At 64.2% G+C, this 25,490-nt stretch carries 22 protein-coding genes and 1 pseudogene; 11 read left to right on the forward strand and 12 right to left on the reverse strand.

The window, feature by feature from the left end:
• Together PG879_RS17865 and PG879_RS17870 are read left to right on the forward strand one after the other, a co-directional pair.
• Positions 1–281, forward strand: a 281-nt coding sequence (locus tag PG879_RS17865) for a hypothetical protein (RefSeq protein WP_270830539.1), incomplete at its 5' end; no start/stop codon positions are given.
• Positions 282–489: 208 nt separating this feature from the next.
• Entirely contained in the window at positions 490–828 is a 339-nt protein-coding gene (locus tag PG879_RS17870) for a hypothetical protein (RefSeq protein WP_405697313.1), read from the forward strand.
• A gap of 159 nt (positions 829–987) precedes the next feature.
• Here PG879_RS17870 and PG879_RS17875 read toward each other — a convergent pair whose 3' ends face one another.
• On the reverse strand, positions 988–1,590 hold the full coding sequence (locus PG879_RS17875; protein WP_270830524.1) for a hypothetical protein: 603 nt from the start codon (positions 1,588–1,590) through the stop codon (positions 988–990).
• Here PG879_RS17875 and PG879_RS17880 point away from each other — a divergent pair.
• The 6 genes and pseudogenes from PG879_RS17880 to PG879_RS17905 all read left to right on the forward strand — a co-directional run.
• A pseudogene (locus PG879_RS17880) lies at positions 1,586–2,122 on the forward strand (DNA-binding domain-containing protein); the annotation flags it as partial. The gene PG879_RS17875 and the pseudogene PG879_RS17880 overlap by 5 nt on opposite strands.
• A gap of 4 nt (positions 2,123–2,126) precedes the next feature.
• Complete coding sequence (locus tag PG879_RS17885) at positions 2,127–2,534, forward strand: DoxX family protein (RefSeq protein ID WP_270830538.1); 408 nt, start codon at positions 2,127–2,129, stop codon at positions 2,532–2,534.
• Positions 2,535–2,594: 60 nt separating this feature from the next.
• On the forward strand, positions 2,595–3,059 hold the full coding sequence (locus tag PG879_RS17890; RefSeq protein WP_010673599.1) for a GNAT family N-acetyltransferase: 465 nt from the start codon (positions 2,595–2,597) through the stop codon (positions 3,057–3,059).
• Between the two features lie 202 nt (positions 3,060–3,261).
• A complete protein-coding gene (locus PG879_RS17895; RefSeq protein WP_270830526.1) occupies positions 3,262–4,557 on the forward strand; it encodes a methyl-accepting chemotaxis protein in 1,296 nt (431 codons plus the stop codon).
• Between the two features lie 144 nt (positions 4,558–4,701).
• Positions 4,702–5,259, forward strand: a complete 558-nt coding sequence (locus PG879_RS17900) for a DUF3332 domain-containing protein (protein ID WP_270830527.1) — start codon at positions 4,702–4,704, stop codon at positions 5,257–5,259.
• Positions 5,260–5,343: 84 nt separating this feature from the next.
• Positions 5,344–6,717, forward strand: a complete 1,374-nt coding sequence (locus PG879_RS17905; protein WP_270830528.1) for an HD-GYP domain-containing protein — start codon at positions 5,344–5,346, stop codon at positions 6,715–6,717.
• Between the two features lie 69 nt (positions 6,718–6,786).
• Here the strand turns inward: PG879_RS17905 and PG879_RS17910 are convergent, their stop codons facing one another.
• The 3 genes from PG879_RS17910 to mobA all read right to left on the reverse strand — a co-directional run bounded on the left by PG879_RS17910 (position 6,787) and on the right by mobA (position 9,308).
• Entirely contained in the window at positions 6,787–7,866 is a 1,080-nt protein-coding gene (locus tag PG879_RS17910) for an FUSC family protein (protein WP_270830529.1), read from the reverse strand.
• Between the two features lie 81 nt (positions 7,867–7,947).
• Positions 7,948–8,697: a molybdopterin-guanine dinucleotide biosynthesis protein B gene (gene mobB, locus PG879_RS17915; RefSeq protein WP_270830530.1), complete on the reverse strand. Its 750-nt coding sequence runs from the start codon at positions 8,695–8,697 to the stop codon at positions 7,948–7,950.
• Positions 8,694–9,308: a molybdenum cofactor guanylyltransferase MobA gene (gene mobA, locus PG879_RS17920; RefSeq protein ID WP_270830531.1), complete on the reverse strand. Its 615-nt coding sequence runs from the start codon at positions 9,306–9,308 to the stop codon at positions 8,694–8,696. The genes mobB and mobA overlap by 4 nt, the downstream gene beginning before the upstream one ends.
• A 219-nt stretch (positions 9,309–9,527) precedes the next feature.
• Between mobA and PG879_RS17925 the strand changes: the two genes are divergently transcribed.
• The 3 genes from PG879_RS17925 (at position 9,528) to PG879_RS17935 (ending at position 13,715) form a co-directional block, all read left to right on the forward strand.
• Positions 9,528–11,237 (forward strand): NAD-dependent malic enzyme, encoded by a 1,710-nt coding sequence (locus tag PG879_RS17925; RefSeq protein ID WP_103244506.1) that lies wholly within the window; start codon positions 9,528–9,530, stop codon positions 11,235–11,237.
• A 354-nt stretch (positions 11,238–11,591) separates the two neighbouring features.
• On the forward strand, positions 11,592–12,830 hold the full coding sequence (locus tag PG879_RS17930; protein WP_270830532.1) for a uracil-xanthine permease family protein: 1,239 nt from the start codon (positions 11,592–11,594) through the stop codon (positions 12,828–12,830).
• Positions 12,831–12,974: 144 nt separating this feature from the next.
• On the forward strand, positions 12,975–13,715 hold the full coding sequence (locus PG879_RS17935) for a dienelactone hydrolase family protein (RefSeq protein WP_270830533.1): 741 nt from the start codon (positions 12,975–12,977) through the stop codon (positions 13,713–13,715).
• A gap of 63 nt (positions 13,716–13,778) precedes the next feature.
• On the opposite strand, the gene pgl is transcribed toward PG879_RS17935, so the two are convergent.
• From pgl to mnmA, 8 genes are all read right to left on the reverse strand, one after another.
• The gene (pgl, locus tag PG879_RS17940) at positions 13,779–14,777 is read right to left on the reverse strand and encodes a 6-phosphogluconolactonase (RefSeq protein WP_201921405.1); all 999 of its coding nucleotides are present in this window, start codon (positions 14,775–14,777) and stop codon (positions 13,779–13,781) included.
• Positions 14,778–14,833: 56 nt separating this feature from the next.
• On the reverse strand, positions 14,834–15,442 hold the full coding sequence (locus tag PG879_RS17945) for a LysE family translocator (RefSeq protein WP_182975954.1): 609 nt from the start codon (positions 15,440–15,442) through the stop codon (positions 14,834–14,836).
• 120 nt (positions 15,443–15,562) lie between these two features.
• Positions 15,563–18,880: a mechanosensitive channel MscK gene (mscK, locus tag PG879_RS17950; protein WP_270830534.1), complete on the reverse strand. Its 3,318-nt coding sequence runs from the start codon at positions 18,878–18,880 to the stop codon at positions 15,563–15,565.
• Between the two features lie 149 nt (positions 18,881–19,029).
• A complete protein-coding gene (gene pykF, locus PG879_RS17955) occupies positions 19,030–20,442 on the reverse strand; it encodes a pyruvate kinase PykF (protein WP_010673615.1) in 1,413 nt (470 codons plus the stop codon).
• 403 nt (positions 20,443–20,845) lie between these two features.
• Entirely contained in the window at positions 20,846–21,976 is a 1,131-nt protein-coding gene (locus tag PG879_RS17960) for a ribosomal protein uL16 3-hydroxylase (RefSeq protein ID WP_010673616.1), read from the reverse strand.
• Positions 21,977–22,128: 152 nt separating this feature from the next.
• Complete coding sequence (gene purB, locus PG879_RS17965; RefSeq protein WP_041214787.1) at positions 22,129–23,499, reverse strand: adenylosuccinate lyase; 1,371 nt, start codon at positions 23,497–23,499, stop codon at positions 22,129–22,131.
• A 30-nt stretch (positions 23,500–23,529) separates the two neighbouring features.
• On the reverse strand, positions 23,530–24,141 hold the full coding sequence (hflD, locus tag PG879_RS17970) for a high frequency lysogenization protein HflD (protein WP_010673618.1): 612 nt from the start codon (positions 24,139–24,141) through the stop codon (positions 23,530–23,532).
• A gap of 211 nt (positions 24,142–24,352) precedes the next feature.
• Positions 24,353–25,459: a tRNA 2-thiouridine(34) synthase MnmA gene (mnmA, locus tag PG879_RS17975; RefSeq protein WP_010673619.1), complete on the reverse strand. Its 1,107-nt coding sequence runs from the start codon at positions 25,457–25,459 to the stop codon at positions 24,353–24,355.
• Positions 25,460–25,490 lie beyond the last annotated feature (31 nt).

Here is a 25,490-nt window from a genome sequence, read left to right on the forward strand (position 1 = left end):
TCATAATGAACCCTTTTTCATGGCTCCAGATGACAAACATGATCTCATATCAGGGACTTGTTCGCACCTTCCCTAACTTCATCAATCACAGTGATAATCCCACGCTACCGCCCGTGGATTACAGCTTCCAATGCGCTCCATTAACCAGCGGGCGGGGCCCGGATGGTGCTGTAGGCGCCGAATGGCCAGCATATCCTCAAGCCTCATACGCAAACCAGTCAAAAGTTGACGTAACCGCAAGGAAGCGCTGGATTTTTGCGCCAGCTCAACAATTGAAGTGAAGGCGCCGGGTGGCCGGAGCGGGGGCAAGGAGGGGGTTGTCGAGAAGGAAGGGGCATTTTGTTGTCACGGGGAGGGGGGACTATAGTGCAGCGAGGCGAGGGTGCCTCGTTTGGCCCGCGTGAGTGGGGGCCAACCACAATGGATAGAACAATGGGAGTGTGACATATGAAGCGGGTCCTGATGGTGTTGAGTCTGTGTGTGACGGTCATGGGCATGGGAATGGGGGTAGCTCAGAGCGCGACCTCTGGCGCGCAGCAAGAGTGCGAGGCCCAGGCGGCGGTGAAGAAGCTGGCGGGCGCCGCCAAGACCAGTTTTGTGGGCAAGTGCGTCAAGGATGCCTCCGCCAGTGCCAAGGCGAGTCAGTGTGAGAAAGCGGCCGCCGACAAGAAGCTGGCCGGGGCTGCCAAGAACAGCTTCGTGCAAAAGTGCGTGAAGACGGACGGGGCCGCCGACAAGGCGACCCAGTGCGAGAAGGCGGCGGCGGACAAGAAGCTCGCCGGGGCGGCCAAGAACAGCTTTATCCAGAAGTGCGTCAAGACCACCTGAGCCGGTTGAGGCTCTGAAATCAACGCAGGTTGAGGCAGTGACGAGAAAGGGGCCCAGGGCCCCTTTCTCTGTTGTGATGGGTGGTGGGGGCAGCCCTCGCCGCCAGTGTGCCCGGCCATAAGCTCCGGGCGGGGAGCTGACTTGATCCCTGCCTGGTCATCACTCTCCCTGGGTTGGCTGGGTATGTTCGGGGGCGCTGCTCAGCAGATCCTGCCCCTCGTCCTGGCTCAGCACCAGATAGCGCTCGTACTGGCGCAAGACGTCGGCACTCAGCTCGTCCCGGGTCAGGTAATGGATGTCGTAACCGGCACGTCCATCGGCAAAATAGGTGATGGGCTCGAAGATGCGGGCCTCGGGATCGTGGTTGTGGGCCGCCTCCAGGGGGTTGAAGGCGGGGGCGGGGCGGGCCTCGATGCGCACCCCGTAGCAGAAGTCCCGGCGACCCTGCTGGGGCACCAGCAGATGGCACTGATCCGGCCCATCCTCTTCGACCCGGCTGGTGATGCCCCGGGCAGCGAACTCCTGACTCAGGGCCGTCAGGGCGGGCAGGGCGACCTTGTCCACAAAGGCGCGGGCCTCCTGCTCGGTGGAGGGGCGCAGCAGGTGATCCATCCGGGTGCGCCACTGCTTGCCGTTCCAGAAGTCAGTGGCGGGGGAGAGGCGCCTGGCCGAGTGCTCCTTGTCTGCGACAAGGCCGCGGCAGAGTCCGAGGCAGAGCAGCACCATGATGAAGGCAAACGGCAGGGCGGCGATGAGGGTCATGGACTACGGGGAGGGCTTTGGCGACTGGCTGGCACGCTTGCCCACCACGGCCGCGTTGCCCTGGCTCGGGGATCTGGCCCGCTTCGAGTGGGGGCTGGAGCGGGTCTCGCTGCTTGCACCAGAGACGCGGCGCTGGCCTGCCGAGCGGCTTGCCGCCATGACCCCTGAGCACTGGGAGCGGCTGGTGCTGCATCCTGCCTGCGATCTGCTGCTCCTGGAGAGCCCCCATCCGGTGCTGGCGCTCTGGCAAATGGCCCTGCACGGCGGTGAGACGGTCAGGGAGCTGGATGCTGTCTGCTCCCTGGCACTCAAGAAACGCCCCGGACACCGGGTCGACCCCATTCCCCTGGATGCCGCCGCCTGGTGTCTGCTGCAAGGCTGCCTGCAGGGCAGGCCGCTGGCCAGCCTGCTGGCTCAGGATCCCGCCATGGCCGAACACCTGGCCCCCCTCATCACCCTCGACCTGCTGGTCGATCTGGAGCTTGCCCCATGCAACGCAAACCCTTGCCAGGCCCCTTGGCCCCCTTGTTGAACGCATCTTGCCCTGGTGCAGCGGTGGCCTGTTGCTGCTTGCCAGGCTCTGGGTCGCCACCATTTTTCTGCGATCCGGCTGGCTCAAGTTCACGGCCTGGGACAGCACCCTCTATCTGTTCGAGTTCGAATATCAGGTGCCCCTGCTGCCCTGGCAGTGGGCGGCCTATGCGGGCACGGCGACCGAGCTGTTGCTGCCCCTCTTCCTGCTGGCGGGCCTCTTCACCCGTCCGGCCGCCTTGCTGCTGTTTGGCTTCAACGCCATGGCGGTCATCTCCTACCCGGCCCTCTGGGCGGGAGGCTTTCACGATCACCAGTTGTGGGGCTGGATGCTGCTGACCCTGGCCGTGTGGGGGGCGGGCCCCCTGGGGCTCGACAGCTGGCGCCTTGCCCGTCGCTCGCCTCCGGCGTAAGGTGGCCGCACACGAGCCCTGCCTGACTGACGGGCGGGAAAGGAATGTAAAGGAGAAGAGATGAAGGTACGCGAGGCCCTGGCGGCCGATATTCCTGCCCTGACGACACTGCGCATGGCGCTCTTTTGCGAGGTGGGGGAACTTGCCCGGCCCGATGAGGATCCGGTCCTCAGGGAGGCGACGCAGGCCTACTTCATTCAGGCGCAGGAAGAGGGCAGCGCCCGTAGCTGGGTGGTGGAGGAGGAGGGCGAGGTGGTGGCGTGCGCCACCCTGGCACTCTTCGTGCGCCCGCCCTACCCGGGCAATCTGGCGGGGCGGGAAGGGTACCTGCTCAACATCTACACCCGGCCGGCCTGGCGCAGACGGGGAATGGCGAATGCCCTGCTGGTGGCCATGGTGGCGTATGCCCGCGAGCAGCAACTGGGCAAGCTGTGGCTCCATGCCAGCAGTGATGGGCGCGCTATCTACGAACGGTTCGGCTTTGCCGGCAATCCCGCCTGCCTCGAGTGCGTACCTGGCCGTTAGCCTCCTCTTTTTCTGCACCGAGTTGATCCTCTTTCACAAGGGCTGCGTACTGGGAGCCCTTGGCGGCATCGCCGCTTTTCTATACACTGCGCGCTCCATTCGTTTCAGTCGTCCGACCACTTATGTCGGCGCTGGCGGTGCCGATACCCTCTGTGGGTGAGGCCGTGGTGCCCATGGGGATGGTCAACGAGGAAGAAGTGTCATGTTCAATCAGAAGCTCAAAGCGCAGTTGCAGTCATGTCAGACCCGGCTCGACGAGGAGCAGGGCATCATAGAGGCGATCAAGGCGGGTGCCGCCACCGTCATCTTCAGCCCGGAGGGGATCATCCAGGAGGCGAGCCCCCCTTTCCTGGCCCTGATGGGATATGGTGCCGCCGAACTGATTGGGCAGCCCCACAGCCAGCTCTGTCCGAGGGCCTGGGGGGAGTCCGGTGACTATCGCCAGTTCTGGCGGCGTCTCGCTCAGGGGGAGGTGCAGTCAGGCACCTTCGAGCGCGTGAACCGGCAGGGGGAGACGCGCTGGCTGGAGGCGACCTATTTCCCGGTGAAGCACCAGGGCCGGGTGACTCGGGTACTCAAGATTGCCAGCGACGTCACCGAACAGCACCAGCGGCTTGGGCGGCTCGAGGCGCTGACCGAGGCACTGGACCGCTCCCGGGCCATGATCGAGTTCACCCCGAACGGCGACATTATCCATGCCAATGCCAACTTCCTGAGCGTCATGGGTTACACCCTGAGTGAGATCGCGGGCAGGCACCACAGGATCTTCTGTGACGAGGCCTTTCTGCGCGAGCAGCCCCGTTTCTGGGAAGAACTGGCCCGGGGTCAGTTCAAATCCGGCCTCTTCATGCGCCACAACAGCCGGGGGCAGGCCGTCTGGCTGGAGGCGACCTACAACCCCATCCGGGATGGCAGCGGCAAGGTGGTGCGGGTGGTGAAGTTCGCCAGCGACATCACCGCGCGCATCGAGCAGAACCACGCGACCCGGGAGGCCGCCCTCCTGGCCCACAGCACCGCCCAGGAGACCCTGCACAGCGCAGAGGAGGGGGCGGGCTTGCTGCGCGCCGTGGTGCAGACCTCTTCCCTCATCGCCTCCCAGGTGGATGAGGCCATCGCCCTTATCGGCCAGCTCAACGAGCAGTCCAGAAGCATCGAGGCCATCGTCTCGACCATCAGCGCCATCGCCGATCAGACCAATCTGCTGGCCCTGAACGCTGCCATCGAGGCGGCGCGGGCGGGGGAGCAGGGGCGCGGGTTTGCGGTGGTGGCGGACGAGGTGCGCCAGCTAGCCGCCCGCACGTCGCTCTCTACCGACGAGATCGCCAAGGTGGTGCAGAAGAACCGCGAGCTGACCGCCAGGGTGACCGACGACATGGCCGGGGTGGCGGGCAGCGCCGAACTCGGCAAGCAGCAGATCGCCGGCGTGGACAAGCTGATGAGCGAGATCCACCAGGAGGCGGACAGGGTCTCCCAGACGGTGTCTGCCCTCTCCATCTGAGGGGCTGACCGCAAGATTGCCAACAGATTGAGCGATCGGACGGCCAGGCTGAACCCTGGCTGTATGACGCCCCCCTTCGTCATTGTGCCGCCCGGCCCCCTTGTTTAGGCTGCCGCTTCCTTTTTATTGAGCAGGTAGACAACAATGGCAGTACGACAGAGAGGCAGGGCACTGGCCCTGCTGCTGGGAATGGGGGCGAGCCTGGGGCTCGGTGGTTGCATGGGTCAGATGGGCCTCTCTTCCATGGTGACCAAGGGCAACCTCAGCGTGGTGGACAACCGCTACGGCCGTGCCGGCGTCTTCGTGCTGCTCTCCCCCGTCTATGGCCTGGCGGCCACGGCGGATCTCTTCGTGTTCAACACCATCGAATTCTGGTCCGGCAAGAACCCCATCACCGGCAAGGCGCCCGCCCTGGTGGATCAGAAGAGCGATGCGATCATCAAGGTGAACCAGCACCTGGATCCTGCCCTCAACCAGGTGCCGCTGGCCATGCTGCCCCAAGGGGTGCGCGAGGTACAGGTGAGCTACCCGGACGAGCGCACCGCCCAGATGGAGATCCACTACATCGACGGTCAGCGCAGCCTGATGCGGGGAGAGATGCGCGGGGAGCGACTGGATCTCTATCTGGACGACAAACTGGTCTCGACCCTGAGCCGCGAGCAGCGCGATGCGGCGGCAAGTCGGGGAGCGGTGCAGGCATAATTTGTCGCGCCCCTGATCCTTTACTCCCGACAAATGCTATACATGCCTGCGGGCAAGTACGCCCCGATGTAGAGGGAGTGGGCTATGACGGTAAATGGATTACGTTTGGCAGAGCTGATTGGTTCTCTCAGTCATGCCCTGGACATGACGGAAGGACAGCCGAGAGGCCATTGCATCCGCTGCTGCTGGATAGGCTCTCGTCTGGGGGAGCAACTGGGACTGGATGCCCGGCAGCGCCACGACCTCTATTACACCCTGTTGCTCAAGGATCTGGGGTGCAGCAGCAATGCCGCCCGCATCTGCGAGCTCTATCTCACCGATGATCTTCACTTCAAGCGCGACTTCAAGCTGGTGGATGGCTCCCTCTCCGAGGTGGTCAACTTCGTGCTGGGCCACACCGGCTTGCAGGCGGATCTGCTGGGCCGTTTTCGCAGCCTGTTCCACATTTTTCGCAACGGTGATCAGATAGCCAACGAGCTGATCCTGACCCGCTGCCACCGGGGGGCGGACATCGCCCGCCAGTTGCGTTTCAGCGACGAGGTGGCCCAGGGGATCCTCTCCCTGGATGAGCACTGGAGCGGCAAAGGGCGGCCGCAACAACTGGCGGGAGAGGCCATCCCGCTCTTCTCCCGCATCGCCCTGCTCTGTCAGGTGGTGGACGAGTTTCACGCCGCCGCCGGACCGGACGCGGCGATGAGGGAGCTGCGCGAGCGCAGCGGCAACTGGTTTGATCCCGCCCTGGTCAGGGCCTTCGAGGCGCTGGCAGACGAGGCCTTCTGGCAAGGGCTGGCGGATCCCGCGTTGGCGGAGCGGGTCTTCGCCCACCCGGCGGGGCAGGGGGAGGTGGCGCTGGATGAGGATTATCTGGACGAGATAGCGGCGGCCTTCGGCCAGGTGGTGGACTCCAAGAGCCCCTATACCGCGGGGCACAGCGGCAGGGTGGCGCTCTATACCGACATCCTCGCCGCCCAGATGGGGATGTCCGAGGCGCGGCGACGCTGGCTCAAGCGGGGTGCCCTGCTCCACGACGTGGGCAAGCTCGGGGTGAGCAACGCCATCCTCGACAAGCCGGGCAAGCTTGACGAGCAGGAGTGGGCGGCGGTGCAGATGCATGCCGCCTACACCGAGGAGATCCTGAGCCGCATCGGCGCCTTCGAGGAGCTGGCCCTGGTGGCTGGTGCCCACCATGAGCGACTCGATGGCAAGGGCTACCCCAAGGGGCTCAAGGGGGAGGCGATCACCCTGGAGACGCGCATCATCACCACCGCCGACATCTTCGATGCCATCACCGCCAAGCGCCCCTATCGGGATGCCATCCCGGTGCCGAGGGCCCTGGAGATGATGGCGGAAAACCTGGGCACGGCCATCGACCCCGACTGCTTTGCCGCCCTGAAGGCGGGGATAGAGGACTTCTCCCTCTACCTCACTCCGGAGCAGCCCCTGGCTCGTGCAAGCTAAGGCGCGAGCCCGAGACAAACAAGCCCCGCATCGGCGGGGCTTTTTTGTGGGCGGTTGCAGGCGGCGCGATCAGGGGCGGGCCGAGGGCTTGGCATAGGGTTGCAGCACCAGCCCCAGCAGGCGATGGAGGTGGGCGAGCTGCTCGATGAGATGGAGATTGAGCCAGAGGTAGCCGCCAAGGGTGGGGTCGTGTCCCTGGCCTGGCGCCTGGCTTGCGTCCCCATCGAGCCGGGCAGCGGCCTCTTGCAGGCGGCCGATGGCCTGGTCGGCCGCCGTGGTATCGCCGCTCTTGAGCATGAGGGCGAGTTCGGTGAGCACCGACTCCGTCGCCTGCTGGCAGGCGCGAAGCCCCGGGTGGCTCTGCATCAGGAAGTGGCTCTGGCGATCCCGCCAATAGGTGTTGGCCAGCATCTCCAGGGTACAGACGCTGTTGCGAAGGGTGGTCTGGGTCGCCTCGAACAGCGGGCTGCCAAGGCGGTTCTCCTTGACCGCCGGGGCCAGCAGGGGGCGCAGGCTGACTATTTTGGCGAGCAGGCGGGCATGGCTTCGGGTGAGCTTGGGGCGCTCCAGCACGTTGGGGGAGAGGTGGGTGTGGTAGAGCCGCCCCGCCTGCTGCAGGGTGTCGTGCATCTGCAGACTCCAGTGGGTATAGGCCCGCTGGGGGTAGATGCTGCAAAACAGCAGGGCCAGCACCGATCCCAGGATGACGTCGCCGCTGCGCCAGAGCGCGGTCTCGATGTCCCCGGGCACCCCGCCGACGATGACCCCCAGGGTGATGCCGATGAGCAGCCCCACATAGGGGCGCTTGCCGAGCGCCAGGTAGCCGCACAGGAACATGATGGCGCAGCACCAGGCCAGCATCAGGGGCAGGGAGTAGAGCTCCAGATAGAGGGCCACCACCCCGCAGGCGGCGCCGAAGACGGTGCCCACCACCCGTTGCAGAGCGCGCGACAGCACGTTGCCCCAGAACGAGATGGGGCCCATCACCACCACCAGGGTGATGAGGGGCCAGGTGCTCTCCGGCAGCTTGAGCTCCCGGGTCAGCAGGAAGGTGAGGGTGAAGGCCAGGGCGATGCGCAGGCCGTGGACCAGGCGGTAGCGGCCATAGATGAGCAGATCGAAGCGGGAGAGCGGGGCATTGAGGCGCAAGGGCGTTCTCTTATCTCGGGTCAGGGTTGTGAGGATAGCAAGGGGGACGGCATTCGCCTTGACCTGCGTCGTTTCCCCGGTTCATGGGGGCGCACCTGTCGGCAGGCGCACCATGACCCGCTCGCCGGGGGGAAGGGCCGCGCTACCCGGCGCCCGTTCGATGCGGCAGTTGGCACTGTCGTGGCCCCCATCCACCGGGCGCACCAGCAGGGTGCCCGCCTCGTCCTGACTGAGCAAGCCGGGCACAACGCCCTGCTCTGCCGATGGGGGCAGGGCCGCCAGCAGCCGGGCGCAGAGGCGCAGGGGCGGGGCCGGCTGGCGGGCCCCTGGTCGGGGCAGCCAGGCGCAGACAAAGTCGGCGATGGCCTCTAGCTCGTCGAAGCCGAAGCGGGGCAAGGGGCTCGCCTGGGGCGTGTCGCTCACGAGGGCGATGATGTCAGGGTCATCGGGGAAGAGCAGGGGCCTGCCGATGGCGGCGCGATACAGCTCCACCTTGGGAAAATGGTGATGCTTGAACCCCTCGACCAGCAGCAGATCCAGGGCGCTGGCATCGAAGCGGGCCAGCAGCGCAGCCAGGGAAGGCTCCCCCTCTGGCGTCTCCCGGATGAGGGCGTGACGCAGGCCGGACGCCGCCATCACCTGGACGGCGCCCGCCTGGCGCAGGCGGTGGCTGTCCTTGCCGGGCTGGTCGATGTCGAAGTCGTGGTGGGTGTGCTTGAGCACCCCGAGGCGCAGGCCGCGCTGGCCGAGCAGGGGGATGAGGCGCTCCAGCAACGTGGTCTTGCCGGTGCCGCTCCAGGCGACGAAGCCGAGCAGGGGCAGGGGGCTCATGGCGTTTCTCCCGCCAGCAGCCTTGCCTCCCAGGCGGCGAGCTCGTCCGGGCTGTTGAGGTTGACGAAGGCATCGGGCTGGTCGGCAAAGGGCACCACCGCCATCCGGTGGCGGGCAAACCAGGCCCCGGTCTTGCGCTCACCCTCGGCCAGCGCCCGTTGCAGGGAGGGGAGCAGGGCACGGCGCAGCAGGGCGACCACGGGCTGGAGGTGCTCGCCGTCGTGGGCCACCACCAGTTCTGTATCAGGGGTCACGGCGGCGCGAAAGCGGGCCATCAGATCCCGGGGCAGGGCGGGGCCGTCACAGGGGACGAACAGCACCCAGTCGTGGCGGGCGGCGGCAAGACCCGCCAGCATCCCGGCCAGCGGCCCCTGGAAGTCGGCATGCTGGTCGCGGATGACGGGGGCAAGCTGCCGGTAGCGATCCTCGCTGCGGTTGGCATTGATCAGCACCTCGTCCACCTGGGGGCGCAGGCGCTCGAGCACGTGTTCGATCAGGGGCCGGCCCGCAAGGGGCTCCCAGCCCTTGTCGTCGCCCCCCATGCGGGTGGCACGGCCACCGGCCAGGATGACGGCGGAAACGGGAAATGCGGGGGGCTGGGGTATGCTCATGGTGCTCCTGGGGGTGAAGAGGGCAGGCAAGGGGCCGGGGGGATCTTGCGCCAAGCGCGCCGTCGGAGCAAGCCTCTCCCGACCCTGGCCGGCGGGGCTTTGGCCGCAGGGTATGGCTGAGCTCACAAAACCGAATCCCTAAACGTCATATGATCCGCACCAATCTGAGCCTTGCTCTCCTGCCGAATGGCAACTTCATGTAAATCAAAGAGAATGACTATGGCTACCGGACAATATCTGCTGTGGAAAGATGCACAGGGTCACGATTTTCGCCCCGTTGCGCTGACGGGCACCAATCTGCTCAACGATCGCAACCTCAACAAGGGCACCGCCTTCACCGAACAGGAGCGGGCCGATTTTGAGCTGGGCGGCCTGCTGCCGCCTCAGGTGCAGACTTTCGAAGCCCAGCTGGAGCGGGTCTATGAGGCCTTCCTGAGCGCCTGCAGCGACATCGAGAAGTACCAGAACCTGCGAGCCTTGCAGGATCGCAATGAAACCCTGTTCTACGCCCTCCTGTCCCGCCACGTGGAGGAGATGACTCCCTACATCTACACCCCGACCGTGGGCAAGGCGTGCCAGGAGTTCAGCCACCGCTTCCAGAAGCCGCGCGGCCTCTACATCACCCCGAAGAACGTCGAGGACATGGGCTCCCTCGCCCGCCACATGGATGCCAAGGCGGTGCGCATCATCGTCGTGACCGACAGCCAGGGGATCCTCGGCATCGGCGATCAGGGGGTGGGGGGCATGGGCATTCCCATCGGCAAGCTCGCCCTCTATACCCTGGGGGCGGGCATCCACCCCGCCTGCTGCCTGCCCATCGCGCTGGACGTGGGCACCGACAACCAGGCGCTGCTGGATGACCCCATGTACCTGGGTCAGCCCCACAGGCGCATTCGCGGCAAGGAGTATGACGACTTCATCGACAAGTTCGTGGCCGGGGTCAAGCGCCACTTCCCCAACGCCGTGTTGCAGTGGGAGGACTTCAGCAAGTCCAACGCCTTCAACAACCTGGCCCGCTACCAGCAGGCGCTGCCGTCGTTCAACGACGACATCCAGGGCACCGGGGCCGTGGTGCTGGCGGGCATCATAGGGGCCGTCAAATCCAAGGGGGAAACCCTGGGCCAGCAGCACTACCTGGTCTACGGGGCCGGTGCTGGCGGGGTCGGGGTGGCGGATCAGATCTGCGCGGGGATGATCCGCGAGGGGCTTGACCCGCAGGCGGCGCGGGATCGCATCTACATCCTGGATACCCAGGGGCTGGTGTGTGACAACCGCGAGGGGCTGGATGAGTACAAGCGCCGCTACGCCAAGCCGGGCCTTTTGCTGGCCCAGTGGGATCTGCAGGGCAAGGCGGGGCTGACCGAGGTGCTGCGCCACGTGCCCATCACCGTGCTGCTCGGCACCAGCGGCGCCGGTGGCGCCTTCCAGGAGGAGCACATCCAGCTGATGCTGACCCACTGCGATCGCCCCATGGTGTTCCCCCTCTCCAACCCCACCGCCAACTGCGAGGCCCTGCCGGAAGACATCTTCCGCTGGAGCCAGGGGCGCGCCATCGTCGCCACCGGCAGCCCGTTCAAGGACGTGCACCATGAGGGGCAGGATTATCGCATCGGTCAGGGCAACAACGTCTTCATCTTCCCCGGGGTGGGGCTGGCGGCCATCGTCAGCCAGATCCGCGAGATAAGCCCGGACATCTTCACCACCGCCGCCTTTGCGCTGGCGGAGTGCGTGAGCGAGGCGGATCTCGCCCGGGGCACCGTCTACCCGAGGATCAGCGAGCTGCGCAACATCTCGGTGCACGTGGCGACCGCAGTGCTCAAGGATATCGTGCGCCGCGACCCCTCCCACCCGCTCATCGGTCAGGATCTGCAAGAGCACATCCTGAGCCATATGTGGGAGCCGGTCTACCTGCCCTATCGCCGGGTCTGACGGGGTTTCGAAAAAACGCGACGGGGTGGCGCCAGCCACCCCGTTTTTTTGCGTCTGCCGCCGGGGCGGTAGCCATCTCGGCCCAACCGGGGGCGGCGGGTCGGGCGACCAGTTGAAACCCTTGCCATGCTATCTGCCCGGAAAAACGATTGGCGTCGGCCACAAAAGTGCGTAAAATCGCATACTCGATGCTTGTAGCAACGAATCCCGCCTAAAAAGCCAGTTTCATGCCCTCCTCAAGCAGTAAAAGGCAACAAATGACGCCCATCAGTTCATTTTCTGCCTTGAAAACGTCTTGTGATGACTGAAAAGTGTCAAATATCCCTGTCAGTTATCAAAAAATTAAGGATACCCATGTTTTCCTTGGTCAAGCAAAGCGTCGCCGGGCTGCAAATTCTGTTTGTCGCCTTCGGTGCCATGGTGCTGGTGCCCCTGCTCACCGGTCTGAACCCCTCCATGGCCCTGCTTGGCGCCGGTGTAGGCACCCTGCTGTTCCAGCTCTGCACCCGTCGTCAGGTGCCGATCTTCCTCGGCTCCAGCTTCGCCTTCATCGCCCCCATCATCTATGCCACCCAGACCTGGGGCCTGCCCTCCACCATGTTCGGTCTGTTCGCCGCGGGCTTCATGTACTTCATCCTGGCGGCCGTCATCCGCGCCCGGGGCATGGGCTTCGTGCACAAGCTGCTGCCCCCCGTGGTCATAGGTCCGGTGATCATGGTGATCGGCCTGTCGGTGGCCCAGGTGGCCTGCAACATGGCCATGGGACGCGCCGGCGGTGAGCAGGTGGTGCCACCGGCGACCGCCCTGACCCTGGCGGGCATTTCGCTGGCGGTGACCCTGATCGCGGCCGTGTTCTGCAAGGGCTGGATCAAACTCATCCCCATCCTGTGCGGTGTCATCGCCGGTTATGTCTCTGCCGTGCTGATGGGCCAGGTGAGCTTCGACGGCATGGTCAACGCCCCCTGGCTGGCGCTGCCCCACTTCGAGACCCCGGAGATCAACTGGGCCGCGGCGCTCTTCATGCTGCCGGTGGCCATCGCCCCCTGCATTGAGCACATCGGCGGCGTGCTCGCCATCGGCGGCGTGACCGGGCAGGACTACACCAAGAACCCGGGGCTGCACCGCACCCTGGCCGGTGACGGCATCGGCGTCTGCTTCGCCGGTTTCATCGGTGGTCCCCCCGTCACCACCTACGCCGAAGTGACCGGCGCCGTGATGATCACCCGCAACTTCAACCCGGTCACCATGACTTGGGCCGCGGTGTTCGCCATCATTCTGGCCTTCTTCGGCAAGTTCAACGCCCTGCTGACCTCCATCCCCATGCCGGTGATGGGCGGCATCATGCTGCTGCTGTTCGGATCCATCGCCGCCATCGGCCTCAAGACCCTGGTGGAGTCCAAGGTGGATCTGGGCCTGTCCCGCAACATCGCCATCGTGGCCGTGACCCTGACCGTGGGTGTCGGTGCCCTGGAGATGAAGATCGGCGACTTCGCCCTGGCGGGCGTGGGTCTGGCCTCGGTGGCCGCTATCCTGCTGAACCTCATCCTGCCCCAGCACTCGGAAGAGGGCGCGATGGAGAGCGCCAAGGATTAAGCGCCTGGCTTGCTGTACGTTGAGATGATGAAAAAGAGGCCACCTTCGGGTGGCCTCTCTCTTTTGGCCTGCGTACCACTGAACCCGGGCTCCCATGTGAAGCGGCTACACTCAGGGGCACCATTGACGGGAGAGGACGAAAGGATGAAGAGGGCATGGATCCTGGCTCTGCTGGGGCTGATGGGGAGCGGCGCGGCCGAGGCCGGTGCGGTGCGCTACGAGGTCGAAGGCAAGCCGTTCGAGGGCTATTACCTGGCGGGTGCCGACAAGCAGGCCCCTCTGGTGGTGCTGGTGCACGACTGGGACGGGCTCAACGGCTACGAGATCAAGCGGGCCGAGATGCTGGTGGCCCTGGGCTACAGTGTCTTTGCCGTAGATTTGTTCGGTGCCGGGGTCAGGCCGGGCACGGTGGAAGACAAGAAGCGCCTCACCGGGGCCCTTTATCAGGACAGGACCAGGATGCGCTCCCTGCTGCAAGGAGGATTGGCGGAGGCGGGCAGGCAGGGGGGGCGGCTCGACAATGCGGTGGCCCTCGGTTACTGCTTTGGCGGCGCCGCCGTGCTGGAGCTGGCCCGCAGCGGGGCGGATCTCAAAGGGGTGGTGAGCGTACACGGCGGGCTGGAGACCCCGGCCGGGCAGGACTACAAAGAGGTGAAGGGAGAGTTGCTTGTCCAGCACGGCAGCGCCGACGAGGCGGTCTCTCTGGGTCAGTTTGCGGCGCTGGTGGCCGAGCTGGAGAGCGCCGGGGTAAAGCATGAGGCGACCAGCTACAGCGGCGCCCCCCACGCGTTCAGCGTCTTTGGCTCGGACAACTACCGCGCCGATGCCGATGCCAAGTCCTGGCAGCGTTTCACCGGTTTCCTGAAGGAGGTGACCGGCTCCTGAGGGGGCCGGCTCACGCAGGCCATGGCAGTGCCATGGCTTTTTTTATGCCCGTTTTTTGCCATCTCAGGGGAGGGCGAGCACCCTCACCCACATGGCCCCCTTGCCCACCTCGTTCCGTGGGCCCGGGGTGAGCTGGCCGCTTTCGGGGTCGATGGCATGCAGCGCCACCTCATGGGATTGCTGCCCGGTCGCGATGAGCCAGTGGCCGCTGTGGTCGATGGCAAAGCCCCGGGGACAGGCCTCGGTCGGGAAGTGGCCGAGGGGGGTGAGGGCGCCATCTTGGGGGGAGACGCCGAACAGGGTGAGCAGGCTGCTGGCCCGTTCGCTGGTGTAGAGAAAACGTCCATCCGGGGTCAGGTGCAGGTCGGCGCCCCAGCGCTCCCCTTCATAGCCTGGGGGCAGCATGTCCAGGCTCTCGCGCGCCACTATCTGTCCGTCCGCCTCCCTGTGGTAGCGACTGAGGGTGGCGTCGAGTTCGTTGAGGCAATAGAGATCGCCGTTGTCCGGGTGCAGTGCCAGATGGCGGGGCCCGGCGCCGGGGGCGGTGTGAATGTCCCCCAAGGGATGGGGAACCAGCCTCTCGTCCACCAGGGCAAAGCGGCGCACCCTGTCCTCTTTCAGGCAGGCCACCAGCAGATCCTGCTCCCCGTTTTGCCCCGTAAGCCAGGTGACCGAGTGGGCCGCCATCAGGTGGTCGAGACGCTGGTGAGGGGGCTGCATCCGGCCCGCCTGATCCTGGCGGGAGACGGTGACGTGGTTGAAGGCGTAGGAGGCGGCAAAGAAGAGGCGGCCGCTCCCATCGGTGCAGGTGTGGGAGGCGCTGCCGAGCAGCGGCGCCGAGGTCGGGGCCCCGAGCCGCCCATCGGCGGCGATGGGGAAGCTCAGCACCCGAAAATCGGGGCGCACCCCCGCATGGAGCCAGCGCCGGTCCGGGCTGATGACCAGGGGCTGCACCTCGCCGCCGGTCTGCACTTCCTGCAGCGGGGCGAGGGTGCCTGCTTCGAGGCGAAACACATGGATCAACCCGCTCACCGGGTTGGCCACATAGACCACTTGTTGCATTGCATCTCCTTTGCGACGGCCATCCGTCGGGTCAAGGGAAAGGGAGTCCCGGCGTCTCAGGCGGGGATCAGGATCTCGCGAATGACGGGCACCACTGACAGTGCCAGCAGGGCCGCCATCACCTGGTTGAAGCGGCGACGGGCAAGATCGTTTGCCAGCCAGCGCTTGAGCAGGGAACCGCACAGGAGCCAGAGTCCGACGCAGGGGAAAGAGACGATGAAGAAGGTCAGGGCGATGACGAGGTGCTGCTCAAAGGGGTCGCTCCCCGCGCTGGTGAAGGCGGCGATGGCGCCGGTGGCAACCACCCAGGCCTTGGCATTGACCCACTGGAACAGGGCACCCTTGAAAAAGCCGAACGGGCGGGCCCCGTTGCTGTCAGTCATCCCGTCCGTCGGGCGGGCGATGAGCCAGGCAAGATAGAGCAGATAGAGGGTGCCCGCGCACTTGATGAACAAGTGGAGTTCGGGGAAGCGGGTAAAGAGCTGGCCAAAGCCCAGCCCCACCAGCAACAGCATCAGGGTGAAGCCGACGCAGATCCCCATGAGCAGGGGCAGGCTCTTGCGTATCCCGACGCTGGCGCCGGCGCTCATCACCATGATGTTGTTGGGGCCAGGGGTGACCGATGCCGAGATGGCAAAGAGCACCACGGCGTAGAGCGAGTCCATTGGGTTCCTCGTGCAGACAGTCCGTTGTCTTCCCTATATTGGGGGCGATCTGCGCTTTCCAAGGCGGGGGGCGGGCAGAAAAAAACAGGCCCCGTGACGGGGCCTGTGAAGTGGGCGGGATCAGACGGGCTGGTTCCCTGCCGGCGGCAGCGCCGGGCGGGATTCCACCTTCTGTTCGTCTCCCTGCATGTTCTTGATGTAGACGTCCATCTGGTTGAACGCGATCTCGATGCCATGCTCGCGGAACAGCACGTCGATGCGGCGGTTCAGCTCGTCGATGGCCGGGTTGCGATCCCCCAGCTCGCTCACGAAGAAGCGCAGCTCGTGATCCAGGGTGCTGGGCCCGAAGGTGAGGAAGTAGACGATGGGGGCCGGGTCTTTCAGCACCCGGCTGTTCTCCATGGCGGCCTGCATCAACAGCTTGCGGGTCAGATCCAGATCCGAGCCATAGGCCACTCCGACCCGGGCGATGACCCGGGTGACGGTGTCGGACAGGGACCAGTTGATGAGCCGCTCTATCATCAGCTGCTGGTTCGGGATGATCACCTCCTTGCGGTCGAAGTCGGTGAGGGTGGTGGAGCGGATCCTGATCTTGTTGACCGTGCCCGAGATGGTGCCGATGGTGACGGTGTCGCCGATCCGCACCGGGCGCTCGAACAGGATGATGATGCCCGAGATGAAGTTGGAGACGATCTGCTGCATGCCGAAACCGATACCGACCGAGAGACCGGCGGCCAGCCACTGCAGCTTCTCCCACTGGACCCCGAGCATGGCCAGCCCCGTCAGGCTGCCCACCCCGATCAGGGCGTAGTTGAGCATGGTGGTGAAGGCGTAGGCCGTGCCCTGGGCGAGACGCAGCTTGGAGAGCACCAGCACCTCCAGCAGGCCCGGCAGGTTGCGGGCCAGCGACAGAGCCGCACCAAACACGAACAGGCCGGTCAGTACGTCGCTCAGGCTGACGGGATAGAGCACGGCGTTGGCCCCGGTCCCCTCGCTCTTGTGCCACAGCACCACGCTGTCGAGGTAGGTGAAGACCGCCACCAGATCAGACCAGAGCCAGTAGAAGGCGACGCCGAACACCAGCAGCAGCATGATGCGGGTCAGACGCAGGGACTGCTGGCTGACCTCTTCCAGATCCATGGGCTGCTCTTCGATGGCTTCGCCCCCTTCCGCATCCTCCTGGGTCTTGTGTTCCCGCTTGGCGACCGCGCGGCGATAGGCCAGACGACGGGCCGCCAGCTCAAGACCGCGCAGGGCGGTGCGATAGACCAGACCCCAGATGATGATGAGGTAGAAGGACTCGATGAGCCTGCCGGTGAGTTTCAGGGCCGTGTAGTAGTAGCCAAGGGCTGCCAGCACCATCAGGGCCACCGGCGCCAGCGCCAGGGCGACGGCGGTCAGGGTCTGCAACATGCTCGCCTCGCCCTTGATGCGGGCGCGGGAGATGGGCAGCACCAGGTAGGCGGTCAGCCCCAGCAGCAGCATGGTCATGCCCTGGCCGATGACGTCGTTGCCAAGGGAGGAGGGCTCCACCACCGCCTTGGTCGACAGCATGATGAGGGGCAGCAGGGGCAGCCAGAGGTAGCGCATGCTGTTGCGCTTGGCCTGCAGCTCGTCCCGCGGCATGCGGAAGTGGGTCTCGCCGATGCCCCCCGGTCGCATCACCGACAGGTAGACGCTGAACACCAGGTAGCCGAGGGCCAGGTTCAGGGTGATCTGGAAGATGAGTCTCGGGCTCAGCAGGCCGCAATAGGCGAGCAGCAGGCCGGCGGCCAGGATGAAGAGGGTGCCCGGCAGGCGTTGCAGCACGGTGAACAGCAGGGCACGGGGGGTGTGCCACTGGCTGTCCTGACGAAAACGTCCCAGATCCTTGACGATCTTCTTCTGGCGCTCGAGCAGGGTGCCGCGCTTCCACAGCAGCAGGCCACCCACCAGCAGCAGGGGCAGTGCCAGCAGAGAGACCGCCAGCAGCATGTCGCCCCAGCCGCTCCAGTCCGGTTTCAGCACCCAGTCGGAGGCCTGCTTGAAGGCCTGGGCCGGCCAGGTGATGAACCACTTGGCGTCGATGGGCTTGTTGCTGCTCACCCAGAAGATGTGCTGTTGCAGGGTGAACTCGATGGAGGCATAGACCCGGGTCAGCTGCTGCTGGGTCAGTTGCAGGCTGATGGCGTTGGTGAGCTGGGCATCCATCTGGCGGTTGAGCTGATCCAGCAGGCCGATGCGGGTGTCGATGAGCTTGGCAAGGCTGGCCCTGTCTTCGTCGCTCACCGTCTCGCCGCTGCTGGCGATGAGGTTGTCCAGATACTGGTTCTTCTGGAACAGCTGGTCACGCTGCTGGCTCAGTTCGAACTGGGCCAGGTGCAGGTCGGCGATCTGCTCCTCCAGGTTCTTCACCAGGGTGGAGGGGGCCGCTTCCAGTTGCTGGTAGAGCTGATAGAGGATGCGCGAGAGCAGCAGGTTGCCCTTGAGCATCTGCACCTGTTCGTTGAGGTTGCGCTCGGTCTGGGTGCCGCGCTCCAGCATGCTCTTCGCCTGCAGGTTCTTCTGGGCCAGGGTGTTGAGGCTGTTGGTGGAGCTGATGAGTTGCTGGCTGAGCTGGTAGTTGAGCTCCTGCTCTTTTTGCACCAGGGGGTTGTCTTCGGCGGTCACCAGTTCGCCGGTCTCTTCGGCGGTCTTTTCGGTGTCCCCCAGGCGCTTGGCGCTGCTCTGCTCCTGCAATGCCTGCAGTTTCTGCTCTTCACTGGCGAGACGGGCACTCTGGTAGTCCCGTTGCTTGACCACCAGATCCTGCATGCTGGTGCGGTTGTCCAGCTCCTTTTGCAGGTTGGCCAGTTGCAGATCCAGCAGGGCCAGTTCGGCATTAAGCTTCATTTTCTCGGCGCTGCTCACCCCGTCCCCGGCGTTGAGGCGGGTGCGGATCTCCTGGCTGCGCTGATAGGCGCGGCTCATGCTGGCCTGGGCCCGCTCCGGCAGGGTCTGCAGGTTGGTGATCTGGCTGCCGATGGTGCCAAGGGCCTCCTGGGCCGCCTGCATGTTGGCCATGATCTCGGGTTGGCGGGCATCGAGCTCCGCCAGGCTCATGGTGGCGTATTCGTTCTTGAGCTGCTCCGGGCTCTTGCCCTGGGTCAGGGCGTCGAGCTTGGCGCCGATCTCCTTGAGCTCTGCCGGCAGGGTGCGCAGGCGTTCGCTCTGGGTTTTGGCCTTGCTCTTCTCCTTGTCGATGCTGTCGAGGAGGGAGAGGGTGTCAGTCAGGAACTTCTGGTCCGCCTGCTGGCTGGCCGTGGGGGTGTCCGACTTGCCGAGGGCGTCGAGCGCCCGCTGCACGGTGGCGCGCTGGGGCAGATCCTGCGCCAGGGTGCTCGGGGTCCAGAAGGTGATGAGTAAACAGAGCAGCGGCAGCAGGGTGGCCGAGGCTCTTTTGAAGCGTGTTGAGAGCATAAAGCGTCCGGGTGATTATGCGATGTTCGGGGGATTTTCCACCAGGGTAAAATCCGCGTGGATTCTAGCACCGGCGCAAGAGGGGCAGCAGGGGGAGAGATAAAAAAAAACGGCGCCCGCAGGCGCCGCTTTCATCGGTTCAGGACTGATTACAGTACGTGAACGGAGGCGGTGTTGGTGGTACCGCTCGGTACCAGGGCACCGGAGACCATGACAACCACGTCACCCTTCACGCCCATGCCGATTTCCAGCGCGGCTTCTTTGCCGATGCGATAGAAGTCGTCGGTGGAGGCGATGGAGTCAACCACGTGAGCAACCACACCCTTGGTCAGCACCAGCTGGGCAGCGGTCTTCTTGTTGGTGGTGATGGCCAGGATCCAGGCTTTCGGGAAGTACTTGCGGATGGCCTTGGCAGACTTGCCGCCTTCGGTGGCAACCACGATCAGCGGGGCGTCCAGCTTCTCGGAGGTCTCTACCGCGCCTTTGCAAACCGCTTCGGTGATGCGCAGCTTGTTGCTGTCGTTGGCAGCAGACAGGTTGGAGGGCATCACGGCATCGGTACGCTCGCAGATGGTGGCCATGATGGTCACGGCTTCCAGCGGGTACTTGCCCTTGGCGGACTCACCGGACAGCATGACTGCGTCGGTACCGTCCAGGATGGCGTTGGCCACGTCGCCAGCTTCGGCGCGGGTCGGACGCGGGTTCTTGATCATGGAGTCCAGCATCTGGGTGGCGGTGATGACCACTTTGCGGGCTTTGTTGCACTTCTCGATGATCATCTTCTGGGCGAAGATCACTTCTTCTACCGGGATCTCGACACCCATGTCGCCACGGGCAACCATGATGCCGTCGGAGACAGCCAGGATCTCGTCGAAGTTGTCCAGGCCTTCCTGGTTTTCGATCTTGGAGATGATCTGGATGTTCTCGCCGCCGTGGGCTTTCAGGTGCTCACGGATTTCCAGCACGTCTTCTTTCTTGCGAATGAAGGAAGCGGCAACGAAATCAACGCCTTGCTCGCAACCGAAGATGAGGTCGCGCTTGTCTTTCTCGGCCAGGGCCGGCAGCTTGATGGAGACGCCCGGCAGGTTGATGCCCTTGTTCTCGCCCAGGTCACCGTTGTTGAGCACTTTACAGATCACTTCGCGCTCGGTGATTTCGATGACGTCCAGGCCAATCAGGCCGTCGTCAACCAGGATGCGGTTGCCGACGCGCAGGTCGCTGGCAAAGCCGGCATAGGTGACGGCGACTTTGTCTTTGTTGCCCACCACGGTCTGGTCGGTGGTGAAGGTGAAGGTCTGGCCGGCGACCAGGGAGACGTCGTTGCCGCCTTCGAGCTTGATGGTGCGGATTTCCGGACCCTTGGTGTCCAGCAGGATGGCTGCGTGCTTGCCGGTTTCGGCCATGACAGCGCGCAGGTTGCTGATGCGACCACCGTGTTCGGCGTAGTCGCCGTGGGAGAAGTTCAGGCGCATGACGTTCATGCCGGCATCCAGCATCTTGCCCAGCATTTCTTTGGATTCGGTCTTGGGACCGATGGTGCAGACGATTTTGGTCTTTTTCATGTCAGTCTTCATGGTTAAGGAATTTCCGCCGTGCAATATACACCAGTTTTTGGATACTTTTTATGATCCAGAAACAACGTTTTGAGCGAAAACGGCCTCAATTTGAAAGATAACGTTTTCGATCACAGCTCATTTTAGGGGCTAAAATAATTGATTTTCCGCAACTGAGGCCATTTGGTTCCCATTTCTGGCCCCGCATCCTGCCCGATCCCATGTTGTTAAATGACAAACAACAGGGCCCCATTGCGGGGGCGATCCGGCCCGATGCCGTTGGCCGTCATCCAGTGTAGTCACTCCCTCCCGCGGCGTCAGGACGAAGCAACGCAAGGCTGGAGCCGGTAGGCCTACAGCGGAAAAAACGCCGCCCCTCCCGGCACGCCGGGAGGGGCGGCAGCCCTCTGGATCAGCCGAAGAACCAGTAGCCGCGGTTGACCAGCCGGGTCAGCAGTTGCAGGAAGCCCGCCTGATCGGCCAGTTCCACCAGCGCGTCCTGGGTGATGATGTCCTTGTCGCACAGGAGTGCGATGGCGGCCGGATCCTCGCTTGGCAGGGTCCAGGCTTCGCCGTCGATGTAGCAGGTGCGGCTCTCGCCGCTGAACCAGACGCTGCGCAACCCCGGCACCTTGATGGCGGGCTCCCCCTGGCTCAGCAGGTCGGCCACCTCGTCGGCGCTGTAGTCCGGCTCCACCGGATTGACGTCCAGATCGTGCTTGGCCTCGGAGATCATGGTGCCGAACCACTCCTTGAACAGGGTCTCGTCGTCGAGGGCCTGTTGCATCAGCTCCCGCAGGCGGTGCAGCTCATGGGGCTGGATCTCCCCGTGGCGGGCGCGGGGCTGGAGGTCCGGGTCGCCGTAACGTTCGGTGCGGATCTCGTTGTCGATCAGGTGATCGGCAAAGGAGGAGACAAGGGCCTTGGCGTCCGGTGCGCGGAAACCCACCGAGAAGTTCAGGGAGGGCTCGATGGCGTAGCCCTCGTGGGGGAATCCGGGCGGGATGTAGAGGATGTCGCCCGGCTCCATGATGACGTCGATGATCGCCTCGAACGGCTCGCAGTGCAGCAGGGCCGCGTGGGCGGCGAACTCGTTCAAGGGCTTGGCATCGCCGACCCGCCAGTGGCGCTTGCCCTGACCCTGGGTGATGAAGACATCGTAGTTGTCGATGTGGGGGCCGACACCGCCGTGAGGGGTGGAGAAGCTCACCATCACATCGTCAAAGCGCCAGCCCGGGATGAACTGGAACGGCACCGCCAGCTCGTGCACCTCGGGTACCCAGTGGTTGCACGCCTGCACCAACACGGTCCAGTTCTCTTCCCCCAGGTGATCGTAGGATTCGAAGGGGCCGTGGGCCGCCTCCCACTTGTTGTTGAAGCGGGTGACCAGGCGCGACTCAATCACCTCTTCCATGGCCAGACCTGCCAGCTCGTCCGGGCTGATGGGATCCTGAAAGTCGGTGAAACCGCCCTTGATGAGGAGCGGGCGCTTCTGCCAGTAGTGCTCGAGGAAGTGAGCGATATCCAGATTGAGTTGGTACATGGTGCTTCTCGTATCTTGTGAGAGGGCTTGCCCAAGGCGGGCTTGGGCAAGGGCTCTGAAATGGCCCGATAGAGGGTGATCATATCAAATGGGCCAAAATCAACGGGGGCCCTGCCGTCATGACAGAGCCCCCGCCGGTTCGGTTACATCACTTATTTCAGCAGATCGACCAGACGCTGGGCGTCGCCGATGTAGTTGGCCGGGGTCAGCTTCTTCAGCTCGACCTTGACCGCTTCCGGCAACTCCAGGGTGTCGATGAAGGTGCGCATCCCTTCGGCGTCGACGCGGCGACCACGGGTCAGCTCTTTGAGCTTCTCGTAGGGCTTCTCGATGCCGTAGCGGCGCATCACGGTCTGGATGGGTTCCGCCAGCACTTCCCAGTTGGCGTCCAGATCGGCGGCCATGGCGTCCGCGTTGGCTTCCAGCTTGGAGATGCCCTTGAGGGTCGCCTGATAGGCAATCAGGGAGTAACCCACCGCCACACCCAGGTTGCGCAGCACGGTCGAGTCGGTGAGATCACGCTGCCAGCGGGAGATGGGCAGTTTGCTCGCCAGGTGCTGGAACACGGCGTTGGCCAGACCCAGATTGCCTTCGGAGTTCTCGAAGTCGATGGGGTTGACCTTGTGGGGCATGGTGGAGGAGCCGATTTCGCCGGCGATGGTGCGCTGCTTGAAGTGACCCAGGGAGATGTAACCCCAGACGTCACGGTCAAAGTCGATCAGGATGGTGTTGAAGCGGGCCAGGGCGTCGAACAGCTCGGCGATATAGTCGTGGGGCTCGATCTGGGTGGTGTAGGGGTTCCAGGTCAGGCCGAGAGAGGTGACGAACTCCTCGGAGAACTGGTGCCAGTCCACATCCGGGTAGGCGCTGATGTGGGCGTTGTAGTTGCCCACGGCACCGTTGATCTTGCCCAGCAGCTCCACCGCCATGATTTGCTTGAGCTGGCGCTCCAGACGGTAGGCGACGTTGGCCATCTCCTTGCCCATGGTGCTCGGGGTCGCCGGCTGACCGTGGGTGCGTGACAGCAGCGGCATGTCGCGGTACTCGACGGCCAGGCGCTTGATCTCGCCGATGAGCTTTTCGCAATAAGGCTTGATCACCTCTTCCCGGGCGGTCTTCAGCATCAGGCCGTGGGAGTTGTTGTTGATGTCTTCCGAGGTGCAGGCGAAGTGAATGAATTCGCTGACGGCGGCCAGCTCCGGGTTCACTTCGACTTTTTCTTTGAGGAAGTACTCCACCGCTTTCACATCATGGTTGGTGGTGCGCTCGATCTGTTTGATGCGGGCGGCATCCTGCTCGTTGAAGTTGCTGACGATGCCGTCAAGCACGGCATTGGCTGCCTCGCTCAGGGCAGGGACTTCCGGGATCCCGGCGTGGCTGGCCAGTTTTTGCAACCAGCGCACCTCGACTTCGACGCGAAAACGCAGCAGACCGAATTCGGAGAAGATAGGGCGCAGGGCATCGGCCTTGTCGCCATAACGACCGTCAATCGGGGAAACGGCAGTCAGCGCGGACAGCTCCATGGGGTGAACTCCTGATGATTGGTGTGGGGGTTAAAATCGTTTGGCCAGTTCCACCATCTTCTTGCGGGCGAAGATGATCTGGGTACGGCTGCCGCCGAGCTGGCGCCACAGCACCACGGCGCGGATGCCTGCGAGCAGCAGGGCGCGCACCTTGTGCTGCACCAGGGGCTGCTGCAGGAAGAGCGGGGTGCCCGCCACCTGGATGCGCGGCCCGATGGGGCTGATAAGGTCGCTGTAGATGCTCGCCATGTTGGCCAGGATCTGCTCGTCGAGCAGATCGAAATGCTGTTGCTGGCGGCCGATCTGGCTGATCCGCTCCCCCAGCATGTTGAGGATGTCCTTGCGCTTGGCGAGCTTGCGCTCCAGCGCGATCAGGCTCACCACGTAGCGGGTCAGCTCGGCATTCTTCTGGCTGCCGTCGGCCCCCAGCTGTTCCACCAGGGCGCGATAGCCGTCGCGAATGGCCAGGTGGCTGCCGAACACTTCCAGCGGCTGCGTGGGGTTGGTGACCAGAATGCTTTGCAGGCTCTCGCGCAGGGAGGCTTCGTCGCAGGAGCCGTCACGGGCCACTTTCTGCACCAGATAGGCAGCCTGGCAGATGCCTGCGAAGGCCATGGTTCTGTCTTGGAATTTGTCGCTCATATCTTCACAGCCCTGTTCTGTTCTTTCACCGGCCGATGCCATGATCCGGCCTGGACGTTGCCAATCATGTATCGCTGCCTAGTACTGTTTTTCTCTGTCCCCTCTCCCTCAGGGAGAGGGTCAGGGTGAGGGTGGTTACCCCCTCATCCCCAACCCTTCTCCCGCGAGGGGAGAAGGGAGTACAGCGCGGACGCTCGTGAGCGCCCAGCCCTTAGACCGGATGGCTGAAACGTTGTTCGATGATGCCGCCGCCCAGACACACTTCCCCGTCGTAGAAGACGGCGGACTGGCCCGGGGTCACCGCAGCCTGCTTCTCGTCGAAGATGACCCGGATGGTCTCGTCGTCGATGGGCTGGATCAGGCAGGGGATATCTTCCTGACGATAACGGGTCTTGACGGTGCAGCGGCGCGGCGCGCGAATGGGGGTGCGATCCACCCAGTGCAGCTGGCTCGCGACCAGGCCGTCGGAGTAGAGACGGGGGTGTTCCCCTTGTGCCACCACGAGCGTGTTGCGCTCCACCTCTTTGTCCACCACGTACCAGGCCTCTTCGGTGGCATCTTTACGACCGCCGATGCCAAGCCCCTTGCGCTGGCCCAGGGTGTGGTACATCAGCCCCTGATGCTCGCCGATGATCTTGCCGTCCACGGTTTCGATGGGACCTGGCTGGGCGGGCAGGAACTTGGCCAGGAAGTCCTTGAACTTGCGCTCACCGATGAAGCAGATGCCGGTGGAGTCTTTCTTCTTGGCGGTGATGAGATCCAGCTGCTCGGCGATGCGGCGCACCTCGGGTTTTTCCAGATCCCCGACCGGGAACAGGCTCTGACCCACCTGGGCTTCGCTCAGGGTATAGAGGAAGTAGCTCTGATCCTTGTTGGTATCCAGACCGCGCAGCAGGCGCGGGCGGCCGGTGCTGTCGTCACGGCGCACATAGTGGCCGGTGGCGATGTAGGTGGCCCCCAGCTCTTCGGCGGCGAATTCCAGGAACGCCTTGAACTTGATCTCCTTGTTGCACAGGATGTCCGGGTTCGGGGTGCGACCCGCCTTGTACTCTTCCAGGAAGTGCTCGAAGACGTTGTCCCAGTATTCGGCGGCGAAGTTGATGGTGTGGAGTTTCATCCCCAGCTTGTCGCAGACGGCCTTGGCATCAGCCAAATCCTGGGCGGCAGAGCAGTACTCGTCCGTGTCGTCTTCTTCCCAGTTCTTCATGAACAAGCCTTCGACCTGATAGCCCTGCTGCTGGAGCAGGTAGGCCGAGACGGAAGAATCCACGCCGCCGGACATGCCGACGATCACCTTGATTTGGCTGTTGTCTGTCATTAGTCGAAGTTACCAGTTCGTTTAAACGGGG

Origin of the sequence: Aeromonas sp. QDB63 (assembly GCF_027707425.1) — a bacterium.
Classification (GTDB): domain Bacteria; phylum Pseudomonadota; class Gammaproteobacteria; order Enterobacterales; family Aeromonadaceae; genus Aeromonas; species Aeromonas caviae.

What these genes read in the sequence shown, in the direction of transcription:
- PG879_RS17925 (WP_103244506.1), top strand. Translation starts at nt 9,528, where the DNA reads ATGGCTACCGGACAATATCTGCTGTGGAAAGATGCACAGGGTCACGAT.
- mobA (WP_270830531.1), bottom strand. Translation starts at nt 9,308, where the DNA reads ATGAGCATACCCCAGCCCCCCGCATTTCCCGTTTCCGCCGTCATCCTG.
- pykF (WP_010673615.1), bottom strand. Translation starts at nt 20,442, where the DNA reads ATGAAAAAGACCAAAATCGTCTGCACCATCGGTCCCAAGACCGAATCC.
- PG879_RS17960 (WP_010673616.1), bottom strand. Translation starts at nt 21,976, where the DNA reads ATGTACCAACTCAATCTGGATATCGCTCACTTCCTCGAGCACTACTGG.
- PG879_RS17900 (WP_270830527.1), top strand. Translation starts at nt 4,702, where the DNA reads ATGGCAGTACGACAGAGAGGCAGGGCACTGGCCCTGCTGCTGGGAATG.
- purB (WP_041214787.1), bottom strand. Translation starts at nt 23,499, where the DNA reads ATGGAGCTGTCCGCGCTGACTGCCGTTTCCCCGATTGACGGTCGTTAT.
- pgl (WP_201921405.1), bottom strand. Translation starts at nt 14,777, where the DNA reads ATGCAACAAGTGGTCTATGTGGCCAACCCGGTGAGCGGGTTGATCCAT.
- mscK (WP_270830534.1), bottom strand. Translation starts at nt 18,880, where the DNA reads ATGCTCTCAACACGCTTCAAAAGAGCCTCGGCCACCCTGCTGCCGCTG.
- mobB (WP_270830530.1), bottom strand. Translation starts at nt 8,697, where the DNA reads ATGAGCCCCCTGCCCCTGCTCGGCTTCGTCGCCTGGAGCGGCACCGGC.
- PG879_RS17935 (WP_270830533.1), top strand. Translation starts at nt 12,975, where the DNA reads ATGAAGAGGGCATGGATCCTGGCTCTGCTGGGGCTGATGGGGAGCGGC.
- PG879_RS17905 (WP_270830528.1), top strand. Translation starts at nt 5,344, where the DNA reads ATGACGGTAAATGGATTACGTTTGGCAGAGCTGATTGGTTCTCTCAGT.
- hflD (WP_010673618.1), bottom strand. Translation starts at nt 24,141, where the DNA reads ATGAGCGACAAATTCCAAGACAGAACCATGGCCTTCGCAGGCATCTGC.
- mnmA (WP_010673619.1), bottom strand. Translation starts at nt 25,459, where the DNA reads ATGACAGACAACAGCCAAATCAAGGTGATCGTCGGCATGTCCGGCGGC.
- PG879_RS17930 (WP_270830532.1), top strand. Translation starts at nt 11,592, where the DNA reads ATGTTTTCCTTGGTCAAGCAAAGCGTCGCCGGGCTGCAAATTCTGTTT.
- PG879_RS17945 (WP_182975954.1), bottom strand. Translation starts at nt 15,442, where the DNA reads ATGGACTCGCTCTACGCCGTGGTGCTCTTTGCCATCTCGGCATCGGTC.
- PG879_RS17875 (WP_270830524.1), bottom strand. Translation starts at nt 1,590, where the DNA reads ATGACCCTCATCGCCGCCCTGCCGTTTGCCTTCATCATGGTGCTGCTC.
- PG879_RS17895 (WP_270830526.1), top strand. Translation starts at nt 3,262, where the DNA reads ATGTTCAATCAGAAGCTCAAAGCGCAGTTGCAGTCATGTCAGACCCGG.
- PG879_RS17870 (WP_405697313.1), top strand. Translation starts at nt 490, where the DNA reads ATGGGCATGGGAATGGGGGTAGCTCAGAGCGCGACCTCTGGCGCGCAG.
- PG879_RS17890 (WP_010673599.1), top strand. Translation starts at nt 2,595, where the DNA reads ATGAAGGTACGCGAGGCCCTGGCGGCCGATATTCCTGCCCTGACGACA.